Here is a 13,825-nt window from a genome sequence, read left to right on the forward strand (position 1 = left end):
ATTAAAATTTACTTCTTTTATCCATATAATGCGGGAATATGGAGGATCCGTAATTTGAATTTTTGTCGCGAATCAGCGGGTTATTTGTTGCGATTGAAGTATATTCATAGTCATCTATCACTAATCCGGTTGCATATTGACCAAAATCTGATATTTTGTAATTCCATCCAACACCTTGATAATTCATTACTAGTCTATTAGCATTTCTTTTTTCAAAAGCTTCTATTAATTCATAGGAATTAAATTCAAATTTTGCTGATGCACCAATTTCAGCAGCTACTTCCCTTTTTTTTAGTAGAATAAGCTACCTTACCATTTATTACAAAAGACGGGGTAGCTAGTCCAGAAATTCAAGCATGCGTCTTTAAATTAATTTCATCTGGTTTGTAATTATAGTAATAATTATAATAATTGGAAAAATTTCTGTTTTTGGTGTACTGAATTTCCGCTCTTCCTAATCACGCAGCTTTATCTTGCCAAAATAATCCGCCCCAATATACAACTTGTTTAACACCCTTAATAAGAATTTCTAATTCTCCTTGATCGGTTGTTCGGATTTTGTGATTTTCTTCAAAATCAAGTTCTTCTGGATTAAAATCATCTGGATCAAAGTAACCGTTGTAATCATTGTTTTTAGATAGTCCCTTGTGATTTGATTCGCGAAGTTCATCTAAAATACGCTTTGCTTTTGTTGCTCTTAATACTTTGTCTAGTTTATAATATGAAAATAATTGAGGTTGTGATTTTTCGTTTGTTAAATTTATGTTGTTGTGGACGCTACTATAGGAAAAAAATGTTGCAGGAATAAGGCTAATAAATGCGAAGCCTAAAATTTTTTTTAATTTTGAAATAGTCATGATTGTACCTTTCTGAAAAATAATAATGATAATTGTTAATAATGTTTTTTTTTAAAACTTTTACTATTATACCATTTTCGGAAAATATTTTTCCATTCCAAATTATTTTTTTAATTAATGTCTATAATTAGCTAAGAAAGTAAAAATTATTTAATTAGAGCCATGCTAAATTTTAATTTTATCTACAATAATTTTTTATAATTTTATAAAAAAGTAGTGACTGTTTATAATTTTGTTTTTAAATGTGATTTTCTATTCTTTCAATTTGACGCAGTATTCATGATTTTTTTGAAATTAATATACTAATTTATCCAATTTTTGAAGTGATTTATTTATATTTATAGATTTTTTGCCATTAGTTGCTTTTTTGTGGTAATATCATTTTAGATATTAACAAAAAATTTAAGAGGATTGCTATGAAAAAAATTGCTAATTTCTTGATAATTGAACAAAAAAATGAAATTTTTACTATCTATTTAACGGCCGAATTACAAGATGATCTTGGAACAATCGGATTTTTAAAATTTACCAATAAAAAACAACTAGAAAAAGATGATGTTGTTGCTAAAATTGAAGCGTCAAAAACTGTTTTTTCAATAAAAACACCATTAAAATGTAGAATTATTGAACTAAATCAATTAGCTGAAAAGGATCCAAAAATTTTGAATTCGCATGAGTCAGATAAAAATTGACTTTTTAAAGCAAAAGATATAGACCAAAGTGAATTTGATGAACTTGAGGACTTTTAGTATTCTAGATCAAGCGATAAAAATCAAGAAAATCCTTGATTCAGTTGATGCAATTGTTGTTGGAGTTGGTTCAGGACTAACAAGTGCAGATGGAAATAATTATTATGGATCAAAATTCAGCGATAATTTTAAAGATTTTATCGAAAAATACCATTTTTTAGATATGCTTCAGGCTTCGCTTTATGATTTTGGATCATGAGAAACATACTGAGCTTTTCATAGTAGATTTGCGAAAGTTAATTTTTTAGATCTTAAAGAATCAGAAAGTTTTTTGAATTTGAAAAAAATTTTAGAAAATAAAAATTTTTTTATAATAACCACAAATTCTGATAGTTTTTTTGAAAAATCAGGATTTGACAATCAAAAAATTTTTTACATCCAGGGTAAATATAATTTAATGCAATGCTCAAAAATGTGTAAAAATTTTTTATACCAAGATGATGAATTGATTTTAAAAATGGTACAAAATCAAAAAAATATGAAGGTTGACTATAATTTATTGCCCAAATGCCCAGAATGTAATGCCTTTTTAGAAATAAACAAAAGAATTTCGTTTAAAGGAATGGTTGAAGATCAAAACTTCGACAATCAAAAAGCAAATTACAATAATTTTATTGAACAAAATAAAGATAAAAACTTAGTTTTTCTTGAAATAGGGGTTGGATTTACGACCCCGCAATTGATTAAATTGCCTTTTCAAGAGATGACAAAAAAATTTAAAAATGCAAAATATCTAGTTATAAATCAGAAAAAATACCGTACTAACAAGGATATTCTTGAAAAATCCTATTTTTTTCATGAGGATATTAAATTACTTCTACAAAAAATAACAGAACAGGAATAAAAATGTACTTAATCGAACCAAAACGCAATGGAAACTGAGTTTTTGACGGTGCAATTTTGCTCGCTATTCAATATTGAGCAATCAAAAACTTAAAACTAGATGAAACAATTGTTTTTCCTTATATTTGTGATCCACATGTCCAAATTGGTTATTTCCAAAATCCAAGTGTTGAAGTTAACCTTGAGCTTTTAAAGCAAAAAAATATTGAAGTTGTTAGACGCGACACCGGTGGTGGCGCAATTTATTTAGATAGAAATGGTGTAAATTTTTGTTTTTCATTCCCATATGAAAAAAATAAAAATTTACTCGGAAATTATGCACAATTTTACGATCCTGTTATTAAAGTTTTGCAAAACTTAGGGATAAAAAATGTGCAATTTAGTGGAAAAAATGACCTTCAAATTGAAGGAAAAAAAGTTTCTGGTGCGGCAATGTCGCTTGTAAATGATAGAATTTATGCAGGTTTTTCACTTTTATATGATGTAGATTTTGATTTTATTGGCAAAATTCTAACTCCAAACCAGAAAAAAATTGAAGCAAAAGGAATAAAATCTGTTTCTCAACGGGTAACTAATTTAAAAAATAAGCTTTCACAAGAATACCAAAATTTTTCAGTTTTTGAAATGAAAGACTTATTTTTGACTGAATTTTTGAAAGTAAATTCAGAAAAAGAGTTTAAAAAATACGAACTTACTGATAGTGATTGAGTCCAAATTGACAAAATGGTTACTGAAAAATACAAAAATTGGGATTTTGTTTGAGGACTTAGCCCAAATTATTCGTTCAACAGATCAATTAGAACAAAAGTTGGAACAATTACATTTTCGTTAGAAATTGATGAAGGAAAAATTAGCAAAATTAAAATTTCAGGCGATTTTTTCCCGAAAAAATCGCTTTTAGAGTTAGAAAATTTCTTAATTGGGACAAAATTAACTCAAGATCAACTATTAAATCGGCTAAAAGATGCAAAATTGGATGATTATTTTAGCCAAAAAGTTGATGAAGAAGAAATTTGTAACTTACTTTTAAACTAAATATGAAAAACAAACTTTTTAAACCATATCAAATTGGTAATTTCACATTAAAAAACCGATTTGTTTTTAGCCCAATTAATCTTAATCTTTCTGAAATGGGGCAAGTTTGCCAAGCAGATTTAGATTTTTTTAGCGCAAGAGCCCATAGTGCACCAATGACAATTACAGGCGGAGTTTATGTTTGTAAATCAGGTAGTTTGTTCAAATATGGTCATAGTATCGAAAATGACAGCGATATTGAAGGTCTAGCAAAACTTGCAAAAGCAATAAAATCAAAGGGAAGTATCGCAATTTTGCAATTAATTCATGCTGGTTCTCACTCTGTTTCAAAAGTTGAAAAAGATGGTTTTTGCTATGGACCTAGTGCTGAAAAGCGAAATTATCCTGTAAAATACAAGGTTTTTCGTCTTACACAAAAACAAATTCAAAAAATTGTTAGCCAATATGCAGATGCTTGTCTAAGGGCAATTAAGGCTGGTTTTGATGGGGTTGAAATTTCTTCAGCCCAAAAATTATTACCGCAAGAATTTTTCTCACATTATACTAACAAGCGAAATGATAAATATGGCTGTCAAAATATTGAAAATAGATCTCGGTTTTTAGTAGAAATATTAGAAAAGGTACAAAAAACTATTTTAAAATCAAAAAATCCTAATTTTTTGTTAGGTTACCGGGCAACACCTGAGGAACGAAGAGGCGATAATTTAGGTTACACAGTCGAAAATTTCCTAGATTTCTTAGATTTAATCGAAAAAAGGGGGATAAAAATTTCTTACATTGCAATTGCCGGTTGGGGTTTTGACGTTTTTCGTGACAAAGTTCGTTCAAAATCAAATAATTTTAACCGCTTAATTTCCGATGTAGTTTATGAAAAATTACAAGGAAAAATCCCGGTTATCGCTAGTGGTTCAATAAATTCCTTAGAAAAAACAGTCGAAGCTATTCAATTTTCTGATTTTGTCGGAATTTCTTCAGCATTTGTACCTGATCCTGATTTTGTTGAAAAAATTGAGAAAAATCAGCCAATAAAATTAAGTCTCGAACCAGAAGAATTTGAAAAATTAAAAATAAATAAAAATGCCTTTAAGGAAATTGGCCATTACTTTGAATATGGCAAATCTTTGCCTGAAAATGCTCGAAAAACTATTTTAAATAATTCAAAAAAACCAGAATAATTTTTTTTGCGAGTTTCCCAGTTTGATGAGATAATCTTAAAAAAGTGTCTGTTTTTTGGGCACTTTTTTAACTTTTTAGCAAACAAAGGAAAAATAACTATCAAAGCAAAAACACTAAATTTTAAATCTAACACTCGCGAAAGAAAAAAACAACTACTATTTAAGCTCAATGCAAATAGAAAACTCGTTTTTACTTAAATTGAGCCTAAAAAAATATATGAAGTTTTGAAAGAACAATAACCAAAAGCCCTAAATTTAAAGATTTCTAAACGGGTAAATTTAAGGCATTCCATTATATTTAAAAACATAATGGATAATTCGCATTTTCTGATTTTTTTTATGACAAAAACATAACTAATTCTCCCTTAATTCAATATCAAATTTATTAATTATTCTTAAGTGACTCTAATTATAACAGAATTTTTTTCTAGACCAAGCATTTTTTTTTTTTTTTTACAAAAGGCTGATTTTAAAATAATAAAAATTAAGGCTTTAGCTAAAAAAACACGGATTTACTGTTATTTTTATATATTTTTATCCGCTAAAAAGTGAATTTCTGCCATCAAACCAGGAAACTCTGGAAAAAGCAAAATAATTTTTTTTCTTTGAAAAATAAACAAAAAAATATATAATTATACATTTATTAATTATATATTTTTTGTGTGAAGTAATATGATTGTTGATTTAAAACTAATTTTTGAAAAACAAAAAATTTTAGATAAACTTTTTGCTGAATATAGTTATGGTAATGATTTAATTACAAAGGTTGATCAGCAATGGCAAGATAAGGTAATAATTGCTGCGATAGTCGAAATTGCTGAATTTGCAAATGAAATTGAAAGCTTTAAATATTGAAAAATTAACAAAAAGTCTAATTTTGATAAAACTATTGAAGAATTTGTTGATGCAATCCATTTTCTTGTTTCAGCCGGAATTCATTTTCAAAGCCAACAAGTTTTTGAAACAAAATTTGTTGAGAACAAAGATATTAACGAACAATTTAAAAAAGTCTTTATTTTAGCCGCTGATTTTTTGCATAAAAAGGAAAAAGAAACTCTTGTTAATTTGTTTGAATATTTCCTTGGCTTTATTGAAATTTTGAACTGAAATATTGATCAAGTAACTCAAGCTTATTTAGAAAAGTACAATAAAAATCTTGAAAGAATTAAAAATCAATATTAGACAATAATTTTTCAAAATAATTTTATTTTGAAAAATTAAACGGCACAAGACTCGCAAAATTCATAGTTTTCTGAATCTTCAAGGACATCTTGGCGAATTCTTACATAATAAATTGACTTGCAACCTTTTTTAAAGGCATGAATATATGCTTTATTTAAATCTCTAGTTGTTGCTTTGTCAGTTAAAAACAATGTCATTGAAATTGACTGGTCCACGTGTTTTTGGGCTTCGGCAACGATGTTAATAATTGGAATTGGTCCAAGTTCGTATGCTCCTTTTTGATAAAAGTCATATGTTTTTGGGCCTAATTGATATGAAGGAACATAAATTCTTCCTAATTTCCCTTCTTTTCTAACTTCAACAGGGGCAACAACCGGCTGGAGTGAAGGCGTACAAGAATTAAGATAAGAAATTGACCCAGTTGGAGCAATTGCCATTAAATGTGAATTTGCAATTCCGTGAATTTTAATTTGCTCTACCAGTTCAATCCAGTCTTGACGGGACGGAATTGCAACTTGATAGTCTTCAAAAAGTTGCTGAATTCTAGCGGTTTTTGGTACAAAAGTTGAGCTATCAACTTTTGTATATTTTTCAAAATATTTGCCGGTGGCAAATGTGGTTTTTTCAAAACCAGCAAAAGGCCCAAATTTTTTCGCCAATTCTAAAGAGGACTTAAAAGCAGAAAAAGCTAGACAATAAAAGAAAATATTTGTAAAGTCAAGGGCTTCTTCTGAGTCATACATTATTTGATTTTTGGCTAAAAAACCGTGTAAATTCATAGCTCCAAGTCCAATTGCGTGATTTAAATTATTCCCTTTTTGAATTGAAGGGGCAACTGAAAGATCAGAATTTCTTGAAACACTATCAAGTCCGACAATTGAATAGTGAACCATTTTTTGAAAATCCTTACCTGATTCCATGGCTTTGTCAATATTTAGCGAACCTAAATTACAGCAAATATCTTGGCCAATTTCTTTAAAACTTAAGTCAGGAAAATAAGAACTTGGAGTTGAAGGTTGAGTAATTTCTGAACATAAATTTGACATTACAACCCGATCAGGATGAGCATTTGCATCATTAACAGTGTCTTCAAATAAAATATAAGGATAACCGCTTTCAAATTGTAGTTCAGCAATTGTCTGAAATAATTTTCTTGCTGAAATAAAGGTTTTTTTAATTTGGGGATTATCTAACATTTTGTAGTATTCTTGACTGATTGAAATGTCACTAAAAGGTTTTTTGTAAAACTTTTCGGTGTCATAGACAGAAAAAAGTGCCATTTGCTCGTTGTTTTTGGCCAAGGTCAGTGTTATATTTGGGATTATAACTCCTAGAGACAGTGATTTAATTCTGATTTTTTCATCAGCATTTTCCCTTTTTGTATCAAGGAAAGACAAAATATCAGGATGGTGAACATTTAAATAAACAGCCCCAGCTCCTTGGCGTTGTCCTAGTTGGTTTGCATACGAAAAAGAGTCTTCAAGTATTTTCATGACAGGAATTACACCTGTTGCTTGATTTTCAATGTTTTTAATTGGCGCCCCTAGTTCGCGTAAATTTGTCAACAAAACACTAACTCCGCCACCACGCTTTGAAAGTTGTAAAGATGTTGTAATTGCCCGCGAAATTGATTCCATATTGTCTTCAACTCTGATTAAATAGCAAGAAACAAACTCTCCTCTTCTTAGTTTTCCTGCATTTAAAAAAGTTGGGGTAGCTGGTTGAAATCTGCCTAACATTATTTGCTCAAGAATGGCTTTGGCATCTTCAAAATTTCCGTTAGCCAAAAATAAACTATTTAACAAAGCCCGGTCAGGAAAATGTTCTAAATATGTTAAATTATCATCAGATTTTAGGGCATATGAAGAATAAAATTTAAAAGCACCCATAAATGAAGGGAAAAAATGATTATAACTTCAAGCTTTTTGATTTAATTCCTCAAGTTGTTCAAATGAATATTGATTTATGACTTTAGGGTCATAATAATTTTGGCTTAGCAAAAAATTAATTCGGTCTTTGAACGAATTAAATACTTTAAATCGAGGCTCAATATGTTCGCTAATATATTTTTGCCCGGCTAAAATATCAAATTTATATGCATCTGGATTTTTTGAAAATAATTTGGCCTTTGCATTTAGGCTAATATAACTTTCAGAACTACTAGAACTAAAAGCATGATTTTTATCGTGTGTTTTCATTTATTTTTCCCAAAAATTATTTAATATTGTCTTAACATTAATAACATCGTCAGAAGTCCCTAAAAGCTCAAAGTGATATAAAAAAGGGACATTCAATTTTTTTGACAAAACCGGTCCAGCAAGAGCGTATGTATCGCCAAAATTAGTGTTTCCAGAAGCAATAACTCCTTTACAAAATTTACGGTTTTGTTCATTATTTAAAAATTTTATTACCGGCTTTGGTACCGAACCGCTTGTATCACCTTTTCCGCCGCTGTAAGTAGGACAAAAAAGTACATAATCTTGATTAACTTGAATTTGCGAGTCAATGTCAATTGGAATTCTTTGATTTTTAAAGCCAAGTTTTTCAATAAAACGGTGAGTATTATTTGAAATTGAAGAGAAATAAACAAGAAAAATTTCACCTTTAGGTTTAGAATAATCGCCTAATTCATAGGGTTTTTTGTTGTTTTCCATTTTAAAACTCCCAGTCTTCATCTTCAGTTTCTTCGGCAAGGGCCATTACATAAGAAGAACCATTTCCTGAGAAAAAGTCATGATTCTCGTCTGCCCGAGCTGATAATTGGCTAAAAACTTCAGGTTCAATTTCAGTTTCTTCTTTTGTAAAAGGTGAGTCATATCCTAAATTTTGTAAAAATTTGCCAGCATTATAAAGACTAAATTTTATTGCAGATTCAGCAATTCCAACTTCAGAATATAAGTCATATAAATAATCTTTTTCTAAGTCGATTAATTTATAAAGTAAATCAAAAACAAAGTCTTTCATTTCTTTTTGTTTTTCAGGGCTTAGTTTTTCAACTTTTCTTTGATATTTATAGCCTGAATAATAATTGTGGATCACTTTGTCGCGTAAAATTAAACGAATTATATCAGAAGTATTTGGCAGTTTTGATCTTGAAGAAAGGTAAAAAGGAAGATAAAAACCGCCATAAAGTAGAAAACCAGGCATTAGTGCGGCAGCAACTTTTGATTTTAAAGGATCTTTTCCAACATAAAAAGGGATTAGAATTCTTGCTCTTTTTTGTAATTTTTCATTATTTATTACTCAATTGTGTGCCTCTTCAATTTCTTCACTTGAACAAAAAGTTGAAAAAATCGAACCATAAGAACGAGCATGAACTCCTACCATAAAGGCAAAATTAGCATATATAACTTGCTCGTGATCGGTCAGAGAATGACCAATTTGGGCTACATCACCAATTGTTGCCTGAATTGTATCAAGCAAAGTTAGACCAGTAAAAGTTCGGGTTACAAGTTGTTGTCATTCTGGTGACAGACTTCTTCATGATTCTAAATCATTTGAAAGCGGAATTTTTTCTGGAATTCAGAAATTTTGAACTACACGGGTTCAAACTTCTAAATCTTTAGGATCATTGATGACATTTCAGTTTACTGACCGCATTTTGCCTGAAAAATTATTATAGGCATATTCCAGAGGCGAAACTGAAAGGTTATAATAATCATTTTTTTGTTTAATTTTTAAATTGTTGTTTTCTTGACTCATTTTTCCACCTCTAAATAGCTCTTTAAATAATTAAAAAATTAAATGGAATATAATTTTACCAAAAGAAAAAGCAAATAAAGAAAATTTATTTTTTTAAAAAATTTTTTTTATTTTTTTGACACAAAAAATTAAAAAAAACCCTTTGAATTCATAGGATTTTTTTGAATTTGGGGGGGCGAATAGATTAAAAATTTTTTTATTTGTTTTGAAGCTTTTGGAAAAAACTAAGAAAAAATAATTTTAAAGACAAAAACAACAAAATTAGACTTATAAAGTTGTTAAGGTGTTGCCAAATGCAAAAACAAAACCGCCAACAACAAAAATTACGCACAAAAAAATATGGGCATTATATTTTGCTCTTTGTCAAGCAGGTAAAAACATTTTTGTCTGCTCATAAGTAAAATGTTTTTTACCCGGATTTTCTCTTTTTCAATCTTCCATTTGAAGTTCTTTGTATTGTTGAATTTTTTTTCTTGTATATTTGTGAAGTGAAATTGAAACTATCGCAAGAACAAAGAAAATAACAGATAGAGTAATTAAAACCGGTTGTGGAAGATCTATTAGTCTAATTCCAGAATAAAAAGGATTTATGTTTTTTTGCATAATATAATAATTATAATATTTATTTTATATTTTAATATAAACTATTGTTATTAATACAAAAAAGTAAACTTTTGTCTTTAAAAGTTTACTTTTTTAATTTTTCCATTGCTTTATTAAAAAATTATTTAATGAATTTTTTAATAAAAAGATTATTTAAGGTTGAGACTGTCTCAACATTTGTTGCTAAAGTAGGTGAGTCGTAAACTGCAAAACCTTTGAATAAGATTTTTGTTGGAGATGCAGTTTCAGTTGTGGCAGTTTGAGTTTCAGTTCCGCCAGATGCAGTTGTAGAAGTTGTTTCAACTTTAGGACCTAAATGAGTTCAGGTTAAATTTTTACTATGATCAAAATGACCTCCTAAAGTTAGGTCTAAAGTACTAGAAATTCTTTGACTGTAAGGGTTTTTTGCTTTTGATGAAGTAAGTCAAATTGTCCATTTATTTTGATTTTTTATTAAAGTTAAGAAAATTAAATCTCCATCTTTAATAAAGTCAAAGTCATCGGCTTCTTCTTTATTTACATTAGTTTGTCTGAAAGGATCAGGAGCGGGCACTCCAAAAACTAGTTGAATTATATTTTTTGCTTCAGCAGTAGACCCATTATTTGAACCACCACCACCGCCAGAACTAGAACTAGAACTAGAAGTTGGTTCTTCAAATTGAAGTCGTGTGTCGGCTTCTCCATCAACTCCAGAAATTAAAGCGACAATTGAGTCAACTTTTCCGCCTCCATTAGAACCCGGATTTTCATCAAGACCTAAGGCAAATTTCTCAGTTTTTCCATCACCTAGTTTGGTTTTCTTAATAAAAATACCTTTACCTTCGCCAGATGCGATTAAATAATGTTTTTTATTGTCTTTAATATTATGCGGTTGGAAAGCTAAAAATATTACACCAGATTCAAGAATTTGTTTCTTGGAAGTATCAGTAGTTGTAGTTGTGGTTGTAGGAGTTGTTGTTTCAGTAGTTGCCGCTGCTTCTGCAGCCGCTGCTTCCTGTGGACTTGCCGGAACCTCTTTAATTTCAACAGCTTTTTTTACTAATAATCCATCTTTAGTTGCAACATTTTCTTTATCTTTTTCAAGATCAATTGTTACATCGCCACGGTTAAGTGGTTGTATTTTTGTAATTTTATCACTTCCATCTGTTTTTTGATTTTGGCGAAAATCAAAAAATACTGTTGGATTATAACTTCTTAAAACATCATAATCAACATCATTTTCTAATTGTGTAATTGAGAAAATAGCTTTAGGATTTGAATCTTTTTGCTCTGTTTCAGTTTTTGGACCAAAAGTAAGAATTACATCAATTTGACTATTTGATTTTGTAACTACTTCTGCTTGATAATCAGTTTGACCAAGTGCAGAATAATTAGATTTTTGTAAAAATGCTCAAAGTTCAACACCTAAACCTTTAAAAGTTGAAACTTCGTTTGTTTCAGTTTTAGTAGTTGAATCATCTTTATTTTTAGCAGGATCGTCTTGGAATGTTGTTGTTGATGAGGTAGTTTGGACTGCGTTTGTTGAGGTAGTGGCAGCTTCGGCGGGAGGTGAAGCTGGAGCAGGCGAAGCTGAACTAGCACCAGAAGCTGAATCAGCTCCAGAGGCTTGAGTGCCAGCTGGTGGTTGAGATGCTGCTGGTTGGCTTCCAGGTACTGCACCTTCTTCTGGTTTTTTCTCTCCTTCTTCATCAGCTTTTTTCCCACCTTCTGCTGGTTTTTCGCTATCACTCTTTGTAGTTGGTTCGAATCTTGGTTTGTTTGCGTCTATATATTTTTGGAGAGCGCTGGCACTTTCTGGCTCCATTCCTAAATCTAAAATGAAAAGTTTTTTAGCTACTTCAGTAAAAGTTTTTTGTTTTTTAGCATCTTCAACAACTTCTGACACTAAAGATTTAACATATTCTAAAGTTAATTTCGGACCGTTAGGATTTTCTTTGAATTCAAAAGTTTTAGCTAGAGGATTAAAGTTTTCAAACTTTGGATCTTGTGGGTCAATTTTGTCTAAATTTGTAAAGTCAACTTCTGAATTTTGTTCTAGAACAGCATTTAGAACTTTTCGCTGATTTTCATCATAATCAAGTTGAACTTCAACATTAGATTTTGAAGAACCAAGATCAACTAAAACAAATTTAGAATCATTTCCTTTTCCTAAACTTGCAAGTGAAGATTCAAGAACTTTTGGATAATTTGACTTAACAAATTCACTTTCAAGATAAGGAGCTTCTATATTTAGTTGTTTTTCTATTTGAAAATCAACTTCAAAAGAAACTTTATTTTCTTGTACAAGTTTATCTTTTTGTGCTTGGGTTAAATTTTCTGCTAATTTAATGTTGTTAATTTTAACAAAATAACCATCAAGTCCAAGAACTTGGAATTTTTCAGACTTTAAATTGAAAAAAGCACTTAAATCTTGACGGTTTATGTCAACTTTGGCATTATTAGCTTGTGAATTTTGCCCTGGATCTTGGAAAAGTTGGGTTGAAACTTGGCTCTGTCGTCCAATTTGTTGTGAGTTTTGCGTAATTTTGCTCAAGACTGTGGCGAGATTAACGGGGTTATTATCAGTTTTGTAGACGATTTGGGCCAAACTTAGATTATCTTTAACAAGTGCAATTTGAACTAAGGGTTTTAACTGAACAAAATCGCTAAATTGTGCAAGAATTTTTTGCTCGACAGTTTTTACATCATCACTTAATTTTTTAATTCCTAAAATTGGAAAGTCAAATTCTTTGATAAGTTTCCCACTTGGATCTTTTAGCTCAAAAGAAATTGAAAGAGTTCCGACTTGATCATTAAGATTTTTGAAAACTAAGTTTTCAACTTTCATTAGACTGTCAACTCTTTTGTTGTCTGAATCTCCAACCATAACTATTTTTTCTTGTTTAGCTTTTTGGTTTTCAACTGTTTTTGGTGACAAAACATAACCTTTTTCCAAAATTGAAGGCAGGCCTAAAGTATTAACTAAATTATAAGCCAGTCCATTTTGGAACAGAGCATCAGAAAAAGCTTGTGATTTTGAACGTGTTCTTTTATAAAAAGCTTGAAAGTCATTGTCCAATTTAAAAGCAACTTCTGAGGCTACTAAATTGGAGTTTTTTGTACCAGTAAGTTCTAGTTTTGACTTTTCAAGATCAATTTGGAATCCAACTAAATCTCCATCAGCCTTATCACTTTGGGCAAAGCCTTTGAGGTCAGTTTGTTTTGAATAAGTAAGTTTGAATTGATCTGAATGAGCATAAACTACGACATTTTTTACTTCAGTGCCTGAAGGACTTGCTTTTTCAATGTCTAAAACTACCCGAAAATTGTGCTTAGTTATTGGAGTAAAGTCATATGCATTTAAAAAATTAAATGCATATGAAGGATTTTTAGCCAGTGAAAGGGCTGTTTTTGCTGATAAATTTTTGTACTGGTCATGTAATTTTAGATTATTAAGGGCATTAATAAAATCTTCTTCGCTAAAGGTAGACTGAGTTTTTAAATTGACAACTTCATTTTTATCAACGTTTCCAAAAATTTGTGAACTATATGAACTCTCAAAAATTGTTAAACCAATAGGAACTGCAACGATTGTTGTAAGAATTGCGGTGATCGAAAAACCTGTGGAAATTATTGTTTTTATACTTTTTGATTTATTTTCTTTATTTAACATTTTTTCTCCTTTAAAATGGTAGAAATT

At 29.8% G+C, this 13,825-nt stretch carries 12 protein-coding genes; 5 read left to right on the top strand and 7 right to left on the bottom strand.

All coding sequences use genetic code 4. The annotated features are described in order from the left end of the window. Position 1: 1 nt before the first annotated feature. Together R7X45_RS02215 and R7X45_RS02220 are read right to left on the bottom strand one after the other, a co-directional pair. Complete coding sequence (locus R7X45_RS02215; RefSeq protein WP_318055751.1) at positions 2-187, bottom strand: hypothetical protein; 186 nt, start codon at positions 185-187, stop codon at positions 2-4. A gap of 52 nt (positions 188-239) precedes the next feature. Further along, positions 240-857 (bottom strand): hypothetical protein, encoded by a 618-nt coding sequence (locus R7X45_RS02220; RefSeq protein WP_318055752.1) that lies wholly within the window; start codon positions 855-857, stop codon positions 240-242. Positions 858-1,273: 416 nt separating this feature from the next. On the opposite strand from R7X45_RS02220, the gene R7X45_RS02225 reads away from it, so the two are divergent. From R7X45_RS02225 to R7X45_RS02245, 5 genes are all read left to right on the top strand, one after another. Then, positions 1,274-1,606: a glycine cleavage system protein H gene (locus R7X45_RS02225; RefSeq protein WP_010321305.1), complete on the top strand. Its 333-nt coding sequence runs from the start codon at positions 1,274-1,276 to the stop codon at positions 1,604-1,606. Further along, the gene (locus R7X45_RS02230) at positions 1,587-2,450 is read left to right on the top strand and encodes a hypothetical protein (protein ID WP_318055753.1); all 864 of its coding nucleotides are present in this window, start codon (positions 1,587-1,589) and stop codon (positions 2,448-2,450) included. The genes R7X45_RS02225 and R7X45_RS02230 overlap by 20 nt, the downstream gene beginning before the upstream one ends. A 2-nt stretch (positions 2,451-2,452) precedes the next feature. After that, complete coding sequence (locus R7X45_RS02235; RefSeq protein ID WP_318055754.1) at positions 2,453-3,484, top strand: lipoate--protein ligase; 1,032 nt, start codon at positions 2,453-2,455, stop codon at positions 3,482-3,484. Between the two features lie 2 nt (positions 3,485-3,486). Continuing rightward, a complete protein-coding gene (locus tag R7X45_RS02240; RefSeq protein ID WP_318055755.1) occupies positions 3,487-4,659 on the top strand; it encodes an NADH-dependent flavin oxidoreductase in 1,173 nt (390 codons plus the stop codon). Positions 4,660-5,331: 672 nt separating this feature from the next. Continuing rightward, complete coding sequence (locus tag R7X45_RS02245; RefSeq protein ID WP_318055756.1) at positions 5,332-5,841, top strand: dUTP diphosphatase; 510 nt, start codon at positions 5,332-5,334, stop codon at positions 5,839-5,841. A 35-nt stretch (positions 5,842-5,876) separates the two neighbouring features. Here the strand turns inward: R7X45_RS02245 and nrdE are convergent, their stop codons facing one another. The 5 genes from nrdE to R7X45_RS02270 form a co-directional block, all read right to left on the bottom strand. Beyond that, the gene (gene nrdE, locus R7X45_RS02250) at positions 5,877-8,039 is read right to left on the bottom strand and encodes a class 1b ribonucleoside-diphosphate reductase subunit alpha (protein WP_318055757.1); all 2,163 of its coding nucleotides are present in this window, start codon (positions 8,037-8,039) and stop codon (positions 5,877-5,879) included. Further along, positions 8,040-8,495, bottom strand: coding sequence for a class Ib ribonucleoside-diphosphate reductase assembly flavoprotein NrdI (gene nrdI / locus R7X45_RS02255; RefSeq protein WP_258825182.1), 456 nt, complete (start codon positions 8,493-8,495; stop codon positions 8,040-8,042). A 1-nt stretch (position 8,496) separates the two neighbouring features. Next, positions 8,497-9,543, bottom strand: coding sequence for a class 1b ribonucleoside-diphosphate reductase subunit beta (gene nrdF, locus R7X45_RS02260; protein WP_080719434.1), 1,047 nt, complete (start codon positions 9,541-9,543; stop codon positions 8,497-8,499). A 267-nt stretch (positions 9,544-9,810) separates the two neighbouring features. Continuing rightward, positions 9,811-10,146, bottom strand: a complete 336-nt coding sequence (locus tag R7X45_RS02265; protein ID WP_318055758.1) for a hypothetical protein — start codon at positions 10,144-10,146, stop codon at positions 9,811-9,813. Positions 10,147-10,267: 121 nt separating this feature from the next. Continuing rightward, the gene (locus R7X45_RS02270) at positions 10,268-13,798 is read right to left on the bottom strand and encodes a P110/LppT family adhesin N-terminal domain (RefSeq protein WP_318055759.1); all 3,531 of its coding nucleotides are present in this window, start codon (positions 13,796-13,798) and stop codon (positions 10,268-10,270) included. Positions 13,799-13,825: the final 27 nt, after the last annotated feature.

Source organism: Mesomycoplasma ovipneumoniae (assembly GCF_033343935.1).
Lineage (GTDB): Bacteria > Bacillota_I > Bacilli_A > Mycoplasmatales > Metamycoplasmataceae > Mesomycoplasma > Mesomycoplasma ovipneumoniae_G.